This window comes from Paracoccus marinaquae, assembly GCF_018860165.1.
GTDB lineage: Bacteria > Pseudomonadota > Alphaproteobacteria > Rhodobacterales > Rhodobacteraceae > Paracoccus > Paracoccus marinaquae.
This window is the reverse complement of sequence record NZ_JAHKNG010000011.1, coordinates 74,644-89,196: the sequence shown is the minus strand read 5'-3', so window position 1 is coordinate 89,196 and position 14,553 is coordinate 74,644. Positions and strand designations below refer to the sequence as shown.

At 67.6% G+C, this 14,553-nt stretch carries 16 protein-coding genes; 13 read left to right on the top strand and 3 right to left on the bottom strand.

All coding sequences use genetic code 11. The annotated features are described in order from the left end of the window. The first annotated feature begins 274 nt into the window (after nucleotides 1–274). The 3 genes from KNW02_RS08610 (at nucleotide 275) to KNW02_RS08600 (ending at nucleotide 4,205) form a co-directional block, all read left to right on the top strand. A complete protein-coding gene (locus KNW02_RS08610; RefSeq protein ID WP_216032853.1) occupies nucleotides 275–2,200 on the top strand; it encodes a DUF3604 domain-containing protein in 1,926 nt (641 codons plus the stop codon). Between the two features lie 179 nt (nucleotides 2,201–2,379). Continuing rightward, entirely contained in the window at nucleotides 2,380–3,213 is an 834-nt protein-coding gene (locus tag KNW02_RS08605) for a peptidyl-prolyl cis-trans isomerase (RefSeq protein ID WP_216032852.1), read from the top strand. Beyond that, a complete protein-coding gene (locus tag KNW02_RS08600; RefSeq protein WP_252733579.1) occupies nucleotides 3,210–4,205 on the top strand; it encodes a HupE/UreJ family protein in 996 nt (331 codons plus the stop codon). Before KNW02_RS08605 ends, KNW02_RS08600 begins: the two co-directional genes overlap by 4 nt. Before the next feature lie 218 nt (nucleotides 4,206–4,423). Here the strand turns inward: KNW02_RS08600 and KNW02_RS08595 are convergent, their stop codons facing one another. Together KNW02_RS08595 and KNW02_RS08590 are read right to left on the bottom strand one after the other, a co-directional pair. After that, nucleotides 4,424–5,686: a glycosyltransferase family 4 protein gene (locus KNW02_RS08595; RefSeq protein ID WP_216032851.1), complete on the bottom strand. Its 1,263-nt coding sequence runs from the start codon at nucleotides 5,684–5,686 to the stop codon at nucleotides 4,424–4,426. Between the two features lie 210 nt (nucleotides 5,687–5,896). Then, nucleotides 5,897–6,139: a DUF2312 domain-containing protein gene (locus tag KNW02_RS08590; protein ID WP_216032850.1), complete on the bottom strand. Its 243-nt coding sequence runs from the start codon at nucleotides 6,137–6,139 to the stop codon at nucleotides 5,897–5,899. A 104-nt stretch (nucleotides 6,140–6,243) separates the two neighbouring features. Between KNW02_RS08590 and KNW02_RS08585 the strand changes: the two genes are divergently transcribed. From KNW02_RS08585 to KNW02_RS08555, 7 genes are all read left to right on the top strand, one after another. Further along, a complete protein-coding gene (locus KNW02_RS08585) occupies nucleotides 6,244–6,471 on the top strand; it encodes a hypothetical protein (protein WP_216032849.1) in 228 nt (75 codons plus the stop codon). Between the two features lie 67 nt (nucleotides 6,472–6,538). Continuing rightward, nucleotides 6,539–6,964, top strand: coding sequence for a YeeE/YedE family protein (locus KNW02_RS08580; protein WP_216032848.1), 426 nt, complete (start codon nucleotides 6,539–6,541; stop codon nucleotides 6,962–6,964). Next, nucleotides 6,961–7,377, top strand: a complete 417-nt coding sequence (locus KNW02_RS08575) for a DUF6691 family protein (RefSeq protein WP_216032847.1) — start codon at nucleotides 6,961–6,963, stop codon at nucleotides 7,375–7,377. Before KNW02_RS08580 ends, KNW02_RS08575 begins: the two co-directional genes overlap by 4 nt. After that, nucleotides 7,374–7,838 carry a D-aminoacyl-tRNA deacylase gene (gene dtd, locus KNW02_RS08570; protein WP_216032846.1) on the top strand — a complete coding sequence of 155 codons (465 nt, stop codon included), beginning with the start codon at nucleotides 7,374–7,376 and terminating at the stop codon, nucleotides 7,836–7,838. The genes KNW02_RS08575 and dtd overlap by 4 nt, the downstream gene beginning before the upstream one ends. Before the next feature lie 535 nt (nucleotides 7,839–8,373). After that, nucleotides 8,374–9,603, top strand: a complete 1,230-nt coding sequence (locus KNW02_RS08565) for a DEAD/DEAH box helicase (protein WP_216032883.1) — start codon at nucleotides 8,374–8,376, stop codon at nucleotides 9,601–9,603. A gap of 110 nt (nucleotides 9,604–9,713) precedes the next feature. Then, on the top strand, nucleotides 9,714–10,286 hold the full coding sequence (locus KNW02_RS08560) for a thymidine kinase (RefSeq protein ID WP_216032882.1): 573 nt from the start codon (nucleotides 9,714–9,716) through the stop codon (nucleotides 10,284–10,286). 80 nt (nucleotides 10,287–10,366) lie between these two features. Further along, nucleotides 10,367–11,041: a DUF2270 domain-containing protein gene (locus KNW02_RS08555; protein WP_252733576.1), complete on the top strand. Its 675-nt coding sequence runs from the start codon at nucleotides 10,367–10,369 to the stop codon at nucleotides 11,039–11,041. 4 nt (nucleotides 11,042–11,045) lie between these two features. Here KNW02_RS08555 and KNW02_RS08550 read toward each other — a convergent pair whose 3' ends face one another. Beyond that, on the bottom strand, nucleotides 11,046–11,504 hold the full coding sequence (locus tag KNW02_RS08550; protein WP_252733573.1) for an SRPBCC domain-containing protein: 459 nt from the start codon (nucleotides 11,502–11,504) through the stop codon (nucleotides 11,046–11,048). A gap of 116 nt (nucleotides 11,505–11,620) precedes the next feature. Here KNW02_RS08550 and KNW02_RS08545 point away from each other — a divergent pair, with 116 nt between their 5' ends. From KNW02_RS08545 to KNW02_RS08535, 3 genes are read left to right on the top strand one after another with little or no spacing between them, the layout of a single operon-like run. Beyond that, complete coding sequence (locus KNW02_RS08545; protein WP_216032845.1) at nucleotides 11,621–12,766, top strand: D-alanyl-D-alanine carboxypeptidase family protein; 1,146 nt, start codon at nucleotides 11,621–11,623, stop codon at nucleotides 12,764–12,766. Beyond that, entirely contained in the window at nucleotides 12,767–13,444 is a 678-nt protein-coding gene (gene tmk, locus KNW02_RS08540) for a dTMP kinase (RefSeq protein WP_216032844.1), read from the top strand. Further along, nucleotides 13,441–14,553: a DNA polymerase III subunit delta' gene (locus KNW02_RS08535; RefSeq protein ID WP_348524699.1), complete on the top strand. Its 1,113-nt coding sequence runs from the start codon at nucleotides 13,441–13,443 to the stop codon at nucleotides 14,551–14,553. Before tmk ends, KNW02_RS08535 begins: the two co-directional genes overlap by 4 nt.

Genomic DNA, 14,553 nt, shown 5'->3' with positions numbered 1-14,553 from the left:
GCGGGCTGCGCGAGGGGATTTCGATCGATCGCGGCGGGGTGGTCCGGGGCCTGCAGCAATGACCGCCCGGGCCGGGGCATCGCCGGCGTCACGCCCGCGAGGGCGTTGGGCATGGCCGCATGGGTTCGGTGAGCCTGGCCCGCCAGAATGGGGGAGGATAGCCAGAGCAGTCGCGGATTTAGCAGATCGCGGACGCGACGAATCTTGCCGCAATGCGGGAGGCTCGGGTAACCTGTCGGCAGCGCTTCTCTGGTCATTGCGGAGGAACCCGACAATGCGCCTTTCGGCCTGCCTTGGATCGACCGGCATCGTGATCGCCGCCTGCTGGAGCCTTCCGGCCATGGCGCAGGTCACCACTGATGCGGGCACGCTCGACCCCGCGAGGATCGAGCGGTTCTTCAACCAGCCCGGCTATTCCCCCTATGCGGCACATGACTATCCGATGCGGCCGCTGTGGGGCGAGATCCACCTGCACACCTCATGGTCGGCCGATGCCATTGCCGGCGGCACCCGGGTCGGGCCGGACGAAGCGCTGCGCTATGCCAGGGGGCAGGAGATCACCTCGAGCACCGGCCAGCAGGTCAGGCTGTCGCGGCCCTATGACTTCATGATGGTCGCCGACCACTCGGATTCGCTGGGGGTCATGAACGGGGTTCTGGACGGCGATCCGAACCTGCTTGCCGATGCGACCCTGAAGGGCTGGCATGACGGCATGGTGGCCGGCGGCGACGCGGCCATGGCCGTGGTCATGGACATGATCACCTTGCAGGGCCTGGGAAAGCTGCCGGTTGCCATCACCGACCGGGACGTGCAGATGGACATGTGGCGCAGGATGACCGGGATCGTCGAGGCCCATAACGATCCGGGCAGCTTTACCGCGCTGATCGGCTATGAATGGACCTCGAACTTCGGCGGCGGCAACAACCTGCACCGCAACGTCGTCTATCGTGACGGCAAGGCCAAGGCCGACATGGTCCGCCCGATGACCACCTATGACAGCGACATCCCGAACCGGCTCTGGGACTGGATGGCGATGTACGAGGAGGCGACGGGCGGCAGGATTCTGGCCGTGCCGCATAACGGCAACCTGTCGAACGGGTTGATGTTCGCGCTGGAAACCCCCGACGGCATCCCGATCGACCAGGCCTGGGTCGAGGCACGCGCCCGGTGGGAGCCGCTGTTCGAGGTCACGCAGAGCAAGGGCACCTCGGAGCAGCACCCTTCGCTGGCGCCCGCCGACGAGTTCGCCGATTTCGAGATCTGGGACAAGGGCAACCTCAACGTCGCGCCCAAGGCGCCCGGCATGATCGAGTTCGAATATGCCCGCGAGGCGCTGAAGCGCGGGCTGAAGCTGGAGGCCGAGTTCGGCACCAACCCGTTCAAGTTCGGCCTGCTCGGCTCGACCGACGACCATACCGGCGTGTCCTCGGCCGAAGAGAACAATTTCTGGGGCAAGTTCCCGGCCAGCGAGCCGGGGCCCGAACGCGCGACCGGCAATGCCTTCGACATGGACGGGCGCACGGTGAAGGACTGGCAACTGGGCGCCTCGGGCCTGACGGCCGTCTGGGCGCAGGAGAATACCCGCGAATCGATCTGGGACGCGATGAAGCGCAAGGAGGTCTACGGCACCACCGGCCCGCGGATCGGCGTTCGCTTCTTCGGCGGCTGGGATTTCGTGGCCGAGGATGCCCGGCGCCGCGAACCCGCCTTGGTCGGATACGGCAAGGGCGTGCCCATGGGGGGCGATCTTCATCCGGCCCCCGAGGGTGCGGCGGCCCCCAGTTTCCTGGTCGCGGCGATCAGGGATCCGTTCTCGGGCAATCTCGACCGGATCCAGATCGTCAAGGGATGGGTCGATGCGGCGGGCGGGATGCAGGAACATGTCCATGATGTCGTCTGGTCCGGGGATCGCGAGCCGGGTGCGGACGGCAAGGTTCCGGCCGTGGGCGATACCGTGGATGTCGAAAACGCGACCTGGACCAACAGCATCGGTGCGCCGGAACTGATCGCGGTGTGGCAGGACCCGGACTTCGATCCGGCGCTCAGGGCCTTCTACTATGCCCGGGTGATCGAAATCCCGACGCCGCGCTGGACGGCCTATGATGCAGCCTATTTCGAGGGGGCGGAATTCCCGGCCGAGGCTCCGATGACCGTCACCGAGCGCGCCTATACCTCGCCGATCTGGTACACCCCGGGCTGAGCACGGCCGCGATGACCGGGAGGCGCGTTGTTGGGGTTTTCGCCGGCCGCGACCGTGGCGGGGATCGCCGCATCGCAGGTGCAGTCGCGGCATCATCGGGCGCAGCGGTCGGCCCGATGGTGATGGCCCTGCCCGCCAGATCGTGACCGGAAACCACTTCAGGACATGATGCGAGACGCATGAAATTCCGGACCTTTCTCAGATCGCCGCTGCTGCACTTCTTCGTTCTCGGCGGCCTGATCTTCGGCGCCTACAGGGTGATCAGCGATGATCCGGCACCCGTCGCGGCCAATCGGATCACACTTTCAACGGCCGAGGCGCGGCGCCTGGCGGACCAGTTCGAGGGCACCTGGAACCGAGCGCCGAGCCCGCAGGAAATGACGGATCTGATGCAGGCCTGGGCGCTGGAGGAGGCGCAGGTCCGCGAAGCCATCGCGCTTGGGCTGGACCGGGGCGATCCGGTCATCCGTCAGCGGCTGAGCCTCAAGATGCAGTTCCTGTCGGAATCGGGCGCGGCCCTGCTTGCGGCCGATGAGGCGACGCTGCAGGCCTATCTGGAGGCCAATCCGGACAAGTTCGCGCGTCCCGCGCAAGCCGCGTTCGAACAGGTGCTGCTGCCCGCGCAGGCCGAGGCGGCCCGGACCGGGATCGCCGCGCTGGAAGACGGCGCCGATCCCGCGGATTTCGCCGGCCCGAGCCTTCTGCCGTCGCGTATCCCGCTGACCGCCGCCCCGACCATCGACCAGATGTTCGGACCCGGCTTTCACGACGCGCTTGCGGGGCTTTCGCTGTCCGGTTGGCAGGGGCCGATCCAGGGCAGCTATGGCCGGCACCTTGTCCGGATTTCGGAACGCCGCGAGGGCATCCTTCCGCCATTGGCCGATATCCGCGCGCGGGTCGAGGCGGAATGGCGCGCGGACCGCGCCGCCGAGGCACGCGCGAAACTGAACCAGGCGCTTCTGGACCGCTTTCAGGTTTCGCTGCCAGGGGCGGGCGAGGTACTGGCCCGATGAGGCTGGTCCTGCTTGTCGCATTGATGCTGGTCGCGGCCCTGATGCCGATGCGCGGCTCGGCGCATGCGCTGGACCCCGGCTTTCTGGAACTGGGCGCCCTTGGTCAGGACCGCTGGCGGGTGACCTGGCGCGTGCCGGACCTGAACGGGAAGCCCATGCCGATCCTGGCCGAACTGCCCGAGGGCTGCGCTGGCGAGGCCCCGGCCCTGCAATTCGACGGCAGGGCATGGAGCAGCGTCTGGATCGCGACCTGCGCGAAGGGGCTTCAGGGGGGCGCGATCCGGATCCGGGATCTTGAAAGGACCCGCACCGAGGCGCTGGTGCGATACGAATTGCAGCCCGGCGAAACCCGCGTCCGGCGGCTGACGCCGGGCGAGACCGGCTTTGCCATTCCCGCCGATGCCGGGGTGCCGGGCATCCTGCAAAGCTATGTGTCGCTCGGCGTCAGCCATATCCTGCAGGGGATCGATCATCTTCTGTTCGTGTTTGCCCTGCTTCTGCTGGTGCGTGACCGGGCGCGGCTGTTCTGGGCCATCACCGCCTTCACCCTCGCGCACAGCCTGACCCTTGCCGCGGCCGCTCTGGGCTGGCTGAGCGTGGCCCCGCCTCCGGTCGAGGCGGTCATCGCCCTGTCGATCGTCTTTCTGGCCTATGAGCTGGCCCTGCCGCCCCGGCGGCGCGACCCGCTGGCCGAACGCTGGCCCTGGCTCGTGTCCTTCGCCTTCGGGCTGATCCACGGCCTCGGCTTCGCGGGCGCCCTGCGCGAGATCGGCCTGCCCGAGGGGGATATTCCGCTGGCGCTTTTCGCCTTCAACCTCGGCGTCGAACTGGGCCAGATCCTGTTCATCGGGCTGGTCGTTCTGGTGGCGATGGCACTGACGCGCCTCTACCCCGGGATCCGCCGCCTTGCCCGGCAGATGACCCGCGCGGCAAGCTATGCCATCGGCAGCCTCGCGGCCTTCTGGGTCATCCAGAGGCTCGCCGGTTTCTGAAACCGCGCCGGCTTCTCGCGCGCAGGTTCCCTTGGAAAACCATCGATTCATGGGCCAAAGGCCCTGTCACGTTGCGACGGTGTTGCACAAATCACCCGACGGCCGAACTTCTCGAACGCGGTCCTCAGGAAGCCCATGACGGGACAGGTCCGGCCTCAAAGGCTCCGAAAGGCCATCGGGGCCGTCGAAAGGGCCACACGCACGCCCGTTGGAACAGGTCAGCCCGCGTTGCGGGCCTCGAGATAGATCTCGACCATCCTGTCCACCTTGGCCTCCCAGTCGAAATCCCGGCGCACGATCCTCTGCCCGGTCGCCCCCATGCCGGCCCGAAGCTCGGGATCATTCGCCAGCGTAGCGATGGCACCGGCCAGCCGCTGGGCAAAGTCATCGCGCGGGACGGGATGAACCAGAATACCGCTTTCTGCATTCAGGTAATCAAGCGGCCCACCCCAGGCACCGGCAATGACCGGCAATCCCATGGCCATCGCCTCCAATACGACCGCACCACCACATTCGCGCAGCGAGTTCAGCACCAGCGCGTCCGATTGCGCCAGCACCTCGGCGCAACGCGCCTGAGGCTGAAATCCGTGAAAGACAACCCGATCGGCGATACCCAGTTCGGCTGCCAGTGCTTCGAGATCGGGTCGTATATCCCCATCGCCGAGCAGGTCCAGTGTCGCATCGATCCCGGTCTTGCGAGCCAGCATCACCGCACGCAGCGTGATATCGATGGCTTTCCAATCAACAAACCTGCCCAGATAGACGAGCCGCAGCCGACCCGGCGGCGCTTCAGACCACAACTGCCGCGGCGCATTCCAGCAGGTAAAGTCAATACCATTCTCGATCAGGGTTACAATACGCGGATGCCGCGGATCCGGCAACGCCCGGCGCGTACGCTCATTGGCCACCAGCAGAACGGCGGCGCGGTGCTTGCCGGGATTGAGACGGTTCAGGACCAGTGCAAAACGCCTCCCCAGCGAGATCGAGAGGCGTGTCGCCCGGCTTTCATGATCCTCGTATCCCGGTGGGAAGTCGATCCCGCCATTCATCGGGCCAATCACGAGCGGCACACCGAAACGGTGCAGGCTCGACGGCGTCAAAGGTGAGACCGGAATCGGCTGATGGATCACATCGACCACGCCTTCGGTCACCAGCCGACGGATGATGCGGGCCTGATAGCGCTCATTCAGCCAGGTCATCAACCCGCCACCGATCAGGTCACGTACGCGATCGGGAAAGCGGCTGAAACCGCGCCAGATCATCCGGTGCCAATGGGTGTCAGGCACAAAATGCACTAGCGCGGGATCGTACTCAGGTAATTCAAGCAGTTCGTCGCGGTTTCTTTCATGCGCGATCAGATGCACGGGATGGCCGCGCTTGCGCAACAGCCGGAAGTAATGCAGCGGCAGAATGGCCTCGCCTCCGAAGCGGGCCGAGGCATTGGGCGCGACGATCAGAATTTTCGGTGCGGCGTCAGACATCGGTTCATCAAGCTACTCGTGACTGGGGCCTTTATTGAACAGCCGCGGGCCAAGGGCAAAGAAATTCGCCATGCCCGGCGGCGGGCGGTGTCGCTGGAACCGGCACCGATCGGGGAGGTTCCGGGCCGTCGCCGTGCCAATTCCAGACCGGCCGCCGTCCCCGCCGGTACGTTCCTGCGGGTGCTGGCCGAACCGGCCGGCCCTGGTGCGTCAGCGCATGCCAAGCGCTTCCTTGTAGATCTCGAGCAGCGCCTCTTCCTCGGCGAGCTGATCCCGGTCCTTCTTTCTCAGGGAAATGATCGCCCGCAGCGCCTTGGTGTCATAACCGCGCCCCTTGCTCTCGCCGTAGACCTCCTTGATCTGCTCGGCGATGTCCTTCTTCTCCTGTTCGAGATGCTCGATGCGCTCGACAAACTGGCGCAACTCGTCGGCGGTGACCTGATAGGTGTCCATTTTCCACTCCGTTCCTGTTGCGGCCGACTGTTAGGCGCTCTTGTTCCCGCGCGCAATCGCGGCTAGGCCCGCTGCGGCCCGACCAAGCGAGAAGGAACGTGGCGATGGACATCTTCGACGCAATCATCTGGGCCGGCGCGGCGCTGACGCTGGCGGGGCTTGTCGCGCTGGTCTGGTGCATCGCGACCGTCGCCCGCGCGCGTCGGGCCGGCCTGGGCGATGAGGCCCTGCGCGAAAAGATGCGCCGCGTGCTGACGGTGAACATGGGCGCGCTGCTGGCCTCGACGCTGGGCCTGATGCTGGTCGTCCTGGGGATCCTTCTGCGGCCGTAACCGCGGACGGCTTGACACATTCCTTGCGGCGAATATATCTGCCTCCGCGAAGATGCGGGAGCGCGAGATGAACCCTGACTGGATCGCCGGCCTGACCGGCGGGCTGATGATCGGCTGCGCGGCGGCGCTGTACCTTCTGGGCAATGGCCGGATCATGGGCGCAAGCGGCCTGCTGGGCGGGCTGGTCGATGGCACCGGCCGCGCCAACTGGCTGGAACGGGTGGCCTTTCTTGGCGGGCTGATCTTCGTGCCGGCGCTTCTGGTTGCAACCGGGATCGTCCAGCGTTCGGCGCCGGTCGCGGGAACCGGCGTTCTGGTGCTGGCCGGGTTGCTGGTCGGTTTCGGCACGCGGCTGGGCAATGGCTGCACCTCGGGGCACGGGGTCTGCGGCATTTCGCGCTTTTCGAGACGCGGCATCGTGGCCACCGTCGTCTACCTTCTGGCCGGTAGTTTCGCGGTCCTGCTGGCCCGGGCGGCGGGGTGGACGGCATGATGCGGCTGGCGATCGCGGCGCTGTCGGGGGCCCTGTTCGGCGCCGGGCTGGTGATCTCGGGGATGACCGACCCGGCCAAGGTTCAGGGCTGGCTGGATGTGTTCGGAAGGTGGGATCCGACGCTGGGCTTCGTGCTGACCGGGGCGATCCTGCCGATGCTCGTGGCCTGGCGCGTGGCGGCACGTCGCCGGACCGCGCTCACCGGAATTGGACTGCCGCCCCCGCCGCCGCAGCGGATCGACACGCGGCTGATCGGCGGTGCGGCGCTGTTCGGCCTCGGCTGGGGCCTCGCCGGCCTCTGTCCCGGCCCCGCCATCGCCTCGGTCGGATTTGGCGGCGCGCCCTTCCTGATCTTCTTCGCCGCCATGATCGCGGGAATGCTGCTCTTTGCCCTCTGGGACCGGCGGGCATGAGGGCACTGGTCCAGCGGGTCACCGAAGCCGCGGTCGAGGTCGGGGGCCGCGTCATCGGCCGGACCGGGCCCGGCCTTCTGGTACTGATCTGCGCGATGCAGGGCGATGATGAGGCTGCCGCCGACAGGCTGGCCGCGCGGGTGGCACGGCTGCGTATCTTCCACGACGATCAGGGCAAGATGAACCGCTCGCTTCTGGAAATGCGGGGCGGGGCGCTGGTCGTCAGCCAGTTCACGCTGGCCGCCGATACGCGCAGCGGCAACCGTCCCGGCTTTTCGGCCGCCGCCGCGCCCGAGGATGGCCGGCGGCTCTATGAACATTTCGCCGCCAGCCTGCGCGGCCACGGTATCCCGGTCGAGACCGGCGAGTTCGGCGCCGAGATGAAGGTGCATCTGGTCAATGACGGGCCGGTGACGATCTGGCTGGAAACCCCGGCACCCGGCACGGATCAGGCCAGCTGACTGACGCCGCCGCGCTGACCCTGTCGCCGGTCCATTTCGGCAACCCGTTTCTGGCGCCGCAGCCCTGCTGCGCGCGCTCATCGGCCCGGCGGTCATGCTGCTGTGCCATGTGCGCTGTGCCCGCGCCGGTGCCATGTTTGCCACACCGGCGACCGAAACCGGCAAAGAGGCTTGACTTACGGCGCAGCCTGCCCCATCTGGCACGGGTCGCCGTCCGCTGCCGCGTGAGCAGCCGCGAGTTCGCTCGTCCATGACCCGACATTGAACCAGTTTCCCAATTCACGCGGGGAGGCTTGCGGGCATCTCGTATCGCGCCCGCACCCCTGCTGATCGCCGCGCCATGGTTGCGCGGCCCCTGCCCTTGCATCCGATACGGGGGATGCGGGGATGAAAGTTGTTTATGGAACAGAAATCCAATCGCGGCCGCCCCTTCCGTGGCGGCAAGGGCAAGTCCCGCCCCGCCCCGCATCATGCCGCAAACGAGGGGCGCCGCGCGCCTGCGCGCGACCCGCTGCCCACCGGCCCCTTCGCCGAGATGGGGATCGATGCGCGCATCAACGCCAATATCGCCGCCATGGGCCTGACCCGGCCGACGCCGATCCAGGCGCAGGCCATCCCGGCAGTGGTCGAGGGCCGTGACGTTCTGGGTCTGGCCCAGACCGGCACCGGCAAGACCGCGGCCTTCGGCCTGCCGATGCTGACGCGGCTGATCAAGTTCGGCAAGAAGCCCGATCCCAAGACCTGCCGCGCGCTGATCCTGGCGCCGACCCGCGAACTGGCCACCCAGATCGCCCAGAATATCGACGCCTATGCCGAGGGCACGCCGATCCGCAGCTTCCGCGTCGTCGGCGGTGCCTCGATCAATGTCCAGACCGAGCGGATGTCGCGCGGCGTCGACGTGCTGATCGCAACGCCCGGCCGGCTGATCGACCTGATCGAGCGTCGCGCCGTGGACCTGTCGGCCACCACCTATCTGGTCCTCGACGAGGCCGACCAGATGCTGGATATCGGCTTCATCCACGCGCTGCGCCGGATCGCCAAGATCCTGCCGAAGGAACGCCAGACGCTGCTGTTCTCGGCCACCATGCCGAAGCTGATGTCGGAACTGGCCGACACCTATCTCAGCGATCCGGTCAGGGTCGCCGTCAACACGCCGGGCAAGGCCGCCGACAAGATCGAGCAGGGCGTGCATTTCGTCACCCAGGGCGACAAGGCGACGCTGCTGGCGGAATACCTGTCGAAGCATCCGGGCGAACTGGCCATGGTCTTCGGCCGCACCAAGCATGGCTGCGAAAAGCTGTCGAACGTCCTGGAGAAATGGGGCTTCGCCGTCGCCGCGATCCACGGCAACAAGAGCCAGGGCCAGCGCGAGCGCGCCTTGCAGGCCTTCCGCAAGGGCGAGACGCAGGTGCTGGTGGCGACCGATGTGGCGGCGCGGGGCCTCGATATCCCCGAGGTCGCGCATGTTTATAACTACGACCTGCCGAACGTGCCGGAAAACTATGTCCACCGCATCGGCCGCACCGCGCGCGCGGGCCGCGACGGTCGCGCCGTGGCCTTCTGCGCCCCCGCCGAGGCGGGCGAGCTGCGCGCCATCGAGAAGGCGATGAAGGCCGTGATCCCGGTCATCGGCGGCGAGCCTCCAGCAGCATCCGCGCCCTCGGGCCGCGGCCCGCGCGGTCGCGGCAAGCCGATGGACGGCGGCAGCAAGCGCCCGTCGCGGCGCCCCTCGCGCCGGCCCAAGACCCAGCAGGCAAAAGCCTGAGGCGAAGGCCCGCGACAGTGATGTGAACAAGGAAGGGGCCGCCGGGAAACAACCCGGCGGCTTTTTCGTTTCGGTTGATGCCCGCCGTGGCCGGCTGTATCTGGCGGCCCATGGCCAAGCTCTATTTCCACTACTCGACCATGAATGCCGGCAAGAGCACAGTGCTGCTGCAGGCCTCCTACAACTATCGCGAGCGCGGCATGGCCACGCTCTTGCTGACCGCCGCGCTGGATGATCGCGCCGGCGCCGGACGCATCGCCAGCCGCATCGGCATCGGCGACGAGGCGCTGACCTTTCGCCCCGACACCGACATGTTCGCCCTGATCGACAGGCACGGCCGCGATTGTGCCTGCATTTTCATCGACGAGGCACAGTTCCTGTCGCGCGATCAGGTCTGGCAACTGGCCCGCGTGGCGGACGACCTGAATATCCCGGTCATGTGCTACGGGCTGCGGGTCGACTTCCGGGGCGACCTGTTTCCGGGCTCGGCCGCGCTTCTGGCGTTGGCCGACGACCTGCGCGAGGTGCGCACGATCTGCCATTGCGGTCGCAAGGCGACCATGGTGATCCGCCGCGACGCGGATGGCCGCACCATCACCGAGGGCGCGCAGGTGCAGGTCGGCGGCAATGAGACCTATGTCTCGCTGTGCCGCCGCCACTGGCGCGCGGAAGTCGGCGCCTGACCCTTCCTGCGACAATCCGCCGCAGAAATGCTTGCCGAAATCGGGCAACCCTGCCAGTTTAACAGGCAGGGGGGAAACGGATGGACGGGAACGCGCAACCCCGCAAGAAGCTGGATGCCGCAGAGATGGGCGCGATCGCGCATCTCTATCGCGGCGAGGTCTATCGATCGACCATCTGGCGGACGCGGCTGGACACGACGACCAACTGGTCGGTGGTGACGCTGGGGGTGGCGCTGTCGATCACCTATTCCTCGCCGCAGGCCTCGCCCCTGCCGCTGGTGCTGGTTGGCATCCTGATCATCTTCTTCCTGATGCAGGAGGCGCGGCGCTATCGCTATTTCAACGTCTGGCGCGCGCGCTGCCGCTGGATGGAGCTGCATTTCTTCGCGCCGATGCTGCGGGAGGGCGATCTGCATCTCGAGGATTGCTGGCAGGACCGGCTGGCCAATGACTATCTGCACCCGGTCTATCACGTCAGCATGTGGACCGCGATCGGCCGCCGCATCCGGCGCAACTATTTCTGGATTCTGCTGATCCAGACCGTCGCCTATCTGGGCAAGCTGATCGTGCATCCGACGCCGCTGGAAACGGTCGGCCAGTTGCTGGAGCGCGCCGCCATCGGGCCGCTTCCCGGCTGGCTGGTGCTGACCATCGGCGCCCTTTACTGTCTTAGCTGGGGCATCATCGCCATCCTCAGCGAGAAATCCGATATCAGGCGTGCCAAGACCCGGCGCGACCCGCTGGGCATGGGGTAAGGCCCTACCGGAACATTCCGGGGCGCAGCTGGATGCCGTGATCCAGCCATGCCTTCATCGCCGCCAGCATGTGGGACCAGCCCATGCAGTTGCCATAGGCGGACCGCAGCCCCTCGGCGCTGGCGGTCCAGCCGCTTTCGCTGACATCGACCTTGCAGCGGTCGATGCCGATGGGCTCGAAACGAAAGGTCACACGGTTCGTGCCCTCGCCCGAGGGGTGACCCCAGTCGAAGACGATCAGCCGGGGCGGATCGGCCTCGGCCACGGTCACATCGAACGGGCCGGGGAAATCGGCGAATTCCCAGGTCACCGTCGCGCCCGTCTGCATCCGGCCCTGCGCGCCGCCCATGGTGAAATGCTGCTGCAACTGGCCGGGATCGGCCACGGCCTCATAGGCGCGCCCGGCCGGCACGTCCATGATCGCCCAGACGGTGAAATCCAGATCCTTGTCATCCAGTGTCATCCCGACCTCCGGCACACAACCCTGACGTTCAAAATCCCGCGCTTACCCGCGCGCGCGCGTTGCGGCGCCGCCGGGCTTACTGTAACCATCAGGACCAAACAGGCAAAGGACTTCCCATGCGCGCTTTCCTGCTGAGGCTTCTCGCCCTGACGATGCTGGCCGCCCCGGTACAGGCTTTCGAAACCAATGCACGGACAGCCTGGATCTATGACGTGGCGACCGGCACGGTGCTGATGGACAAGGACGCCGATCAGCCGGTGCCGCCGGCCTCGATGTCCAAGCTGATGACGATCTACATGCTGTTCGAGGCGCTGGAGAACGGCCGCCTGCGGCTGGACGATACGCTGCCGGTTTCGACCAAGGCCTGGCAGATGGGCGGCTCGAAGATGTTCGTCGAGCCGCGCGACAATCCCACGGTCGAACAGCTGATCAAGGGGATCATCGTGCTGTCGGGCAATGACGCCTGCGTGGTCGTCGCCGAGGGGCTGGCGGGCACCGAGGAGGCCTTTGCCCGCCAGATGACCGAACGCGGGCGCGCACTGGGGCTGAAGAACTCGACCTTCCGCAACTCGACCGGCTGGCCGGACGCCGAACACCGCATGTCGGCCGAGGATCTGGGCCTTCTGGCGCTGCGCCTGATCGAGGATTTCCCGCAATATTACGGTGACTTCGCCCTGACCGAATTCCGTTACATGGACCGGGTGCCGTCGAACCGCTTCAACCGCAATCCGATCCTGAAGCTGGGGATAGGCGCAGACGGGCTGAAGACCGGCCATACCCAGGAGGCCGGTTACGGCCTTGTCGGCTCGGCCGTGCAGGACGGGCGGCGGGTGATCTTCGCCATCACCGGCCTGCCCTCCGAGACGGCCCGCGCCGAAGAGGCCGAGCGGATCGTCAACTGGGCCTTTCGCCAGTTCACCATGAAGCAGCTGGTGCCGGCCGGTGAAACCGTGGTCGAGGCGCCGGTCTGGCTGGGAACCCAGCCCCGGATCGCGCTGACCACCGCGGCGGGCGCCAATGTGCTGATCCCCGCCGGGGCCGAGGATGACGTCAAGGTCGAGGCGATCTATGAAACGCCGATCCCCGCCCCGATCGCCAAGGGCGACCGTCTGGGCCAACTGGTCGTGACCGTGCCCGGCGCCAGGGATGCGATCACGCCCCTGATCGCCGCGCAGGACGTGCCGGAGGCGGGTTTTGCCGGGCGGATGAAGGGCGCGGTCATGCAGCTTGGCAAGAAGGCCATGACCGCCGCGGGCCTCTGAATGTTTCTCAGCTTCGAAGGTATCGACGGCTGCGGCAAGTCCACCCAGGCCCGGCTGCTGGCCGAGGCGCTGCGGGCCGAGGGCCGCGAAGTCGTCCTGACGCGCGAGCCCGGCGGCAGCCCCGGCGCCGAGGAGATCCGGCGTCTGCTGGTCGAGGGACATGGCGAACGCTGGTCGGCGGAAACCGAATGCCTGCTGTTCACCGCCGCCCGCCGCGATCACCTTGAACGCACGATCCGCCCGGCGCTTGCGGCGGGCAGGACCGTCATCACCGACCGTTTCGCCGATTCCACCCGCGTCTATCAGGGCGCCGCGCGGGGTGAGTTGCGCGGCATCGTGGATCGGCTGCACGCGTTGATGATCGGCGTCGAGCCGGATCGCAGCTTTGTCATCGACATCGCCCCGGAAGATGCCTTACGGCGGGCGGCGAAACGACAGGCTGCGGTTCTGGCAGCAAAGGCCGCCACTGCCACCACGCCGCTGGAAGCCGCCCGCACGGCCGCAACCGCACAGGCCCTGATGGCCGAGGACCGCTTTGAAAGCCTGGGCTTGGATTTTCAGCAGAAGCTGGCGGCGGGGTTTCGGGCGCTGGCGCGCGAATATCCCGACCGCGTGCGTCTGATCGACGGCAGCGGCACGCCCGAGGACGTGGCCGCCCGCGTCAGGGCCGCGCTGTGAAGACCGGGCTCGAGGATATCCCCGAGCCGGACCGGGTTCCCGGTGCGCCGCACCCGCGCATGACGCCGCGCGTGATCGGGCAGGACCACGCCATCCGCGATTTCGTCGAGGCCAGCCGCAGCGGCCGGCTGCATCACGCCTGGCTGCTGACCGGGCCGCGCGGCGTGGGCAAGGCGACGCTGGCCTGGGCCATCGCCCGCTGGCTGCTGTCGGGCGCGGAAAGCGACGATCTGTCGGTGCCGGCGGACGCCCCCGCCGCGCGCCGCCTTGCCGCCCTGTCCGAGCCCAATCTGCAGCTGGTCCGCCGGCCATGGGACGACAAGGCCGGCCGGCTCAGCGCCCAGATCACTGTGGACGAGATCCGCAGGCTGCTGTCCTTCTTTCATCTTTCGGCGGCCGAGGGCGGCCGCCGCATCGCCATCATCGACGCCGCCGACGAGATGAACCTGGCTGCCGCCAATGCCCTGCTGAAGGTGCTGGAAGAACCGCCGAAGGACGCGCTGATCCTGATGATCGCGCATCAGCCGGCGCGGCTGCTGCCCACGATCCGGTCGCGCTGCCGGACCTTGCGGCTGAACCCGCTGACGCCCGATCTGATGACCCGGGCGCTGGACGGGCTGGGGATGGACGAGGATGCGGACGCGCTCGCGGCCCTGTCCGACGGATCGGTGGGCGAGGCGCTGCGGCTGTCGGGGCAGGACGGGCTGACGCGCTATCAGCAGATCGTGGATCTGTTCGCCACCCTGCCCCGCATGGACCGGCTGGCGGCGGCAAAGCTGTCGGATGCGGCGGCGGGCCGCGCCGGCGCCGAGGGCGATCCCTTCGATCTGACGATCACCCTGCTGGACCGGTTCCTGACCCGCACCGCGCGGGCCGGGCTGATGGGTGCGCCGCTGCCGCAGGCCGCGCGTGGCGAGGGTGCGCTGCTGGCCCGGCTGTCCCCGGATGACCGCGCCGCCCGCGACTGGGCCGATGCGCAGGCGCGGCTGTCGGCGCGGGCGCGCGCAGGCCGGGCGGTCAATCTTGACCCCGCCGCCCTGGTGATGGATATGCTGACGGAACTGGCGCATCTGGCGCCGGCGCAATCCGCCCTGCCGACCAAGAGTTGA

Excerpts from the sequence above, each read along its gene's own strand:
- KNW02_RS08550 (WP_252733573.1), bottom strand. The coding sequence starts at position 11,504 with ATGACACTGGATGACAAGGATCTGGATTTCACCGTCTGGGCGATCATG.
- KNW02_RS08545 (WP_216032845.1), top strand. The coding sequence starts at position 11,621 with ATGCGCGCTTTCCTGCTGAGGCTTCTCGCCCTGACGATGCTGGCCGCC.
- KNW02_RS08575 (WP_216032847.1), top strand. The coding sequence starts at position 6,961 with ATGATGCGGCTGGCGATCGCGGCGCTGTCGGGGGCCCTGTTCGGCGCC.
- KNW02_RS08600 (WP_252733579.1), top strand. The coding sequence starts at position 3,210 with ATGAGGCTGGTCCTGCTTGTCGCATTGATGCTGGTCGCGGCCCTGATG.
- KNW02_RS08590 (WP_216032850.1), bottom strand. The coding sequence starts at position 6,139 with ATGGACACCTATCAGGTCACCGCCGACGAGTTGCGCCAGTTTGTCGAG.
- KNW02_RS08585 (WP_216032849.1), top strand. The coding sequence starts at position 6,244 with ATGGACATCTTCGACGCAATCATCTGGGCCGGCGCGGCGCTGACGCTG.
- KNW02_RS08560 (WP_216032882.1), top strand. The coding sequence starts at position 9,714 with ATGGCCAAGCTCTATTTCCACTACTCGACCATGAATGCCGGCAAGAGC.
- KNW02_RS08555 (WP_252733576.1), top strand. The coding sequence starts at position 10,367 with ATGGACGGGAACGCGCAACCCCGCAAGAAGCTGGATGCCGCAGAGATG.
- KNW02_RS08595 (WP_216032851.1), bottom strand. The coding sequence starts at position 5,686 with ATGTCTGACGCCGCACCGAAAATTCTGATCGTCGCGCCCAATGCCTCG.
- tmk (WP_216032844.1), top strand. The coding sequence starts at position 12,767 with ATGTTTCTCAGCTTCGAAGGTATCGACGGCTGCGGCAAGTCCACCCAG.
- KNW02_RS08610 (WP_216032853.1), top strand. The coding sequence starts at position 275 with ATGCGCCTTTCGGCCTGCCTTGGATCGACCGGCATCGTGATCGCCGCC.
- KNW02_RS08605 (WP_216032852.1), top strand. The coding sequence starts at position 2,380 with ATGAAATTCCGGACCTTTCTCAGATCGCCGCTGCTGCACTTCTTCGTT.
- dtd (WP_216032846.1), top strand. The coding sequence starts at position 7,374 with ATGAGGGCACTGGTCCAGCGGGTCACCGAAGCCGCGGTCGAGGTCGGG.
- KNW02_RS08580 (WP_216032848.1), top strand. The coding sequence starts at position 6,539 with ATGAACCCTGACTGGATCGCCGGCCTGACCGGCGGGCTGATGATCGGC.
- KNW02_RS08565 (WP_216032883.1), top strand. The coding sequence starts at position 8,374 with ATGGGGATCGATGCGCGCATCAACGCCAATATCGCCGCCATGGGCCTG.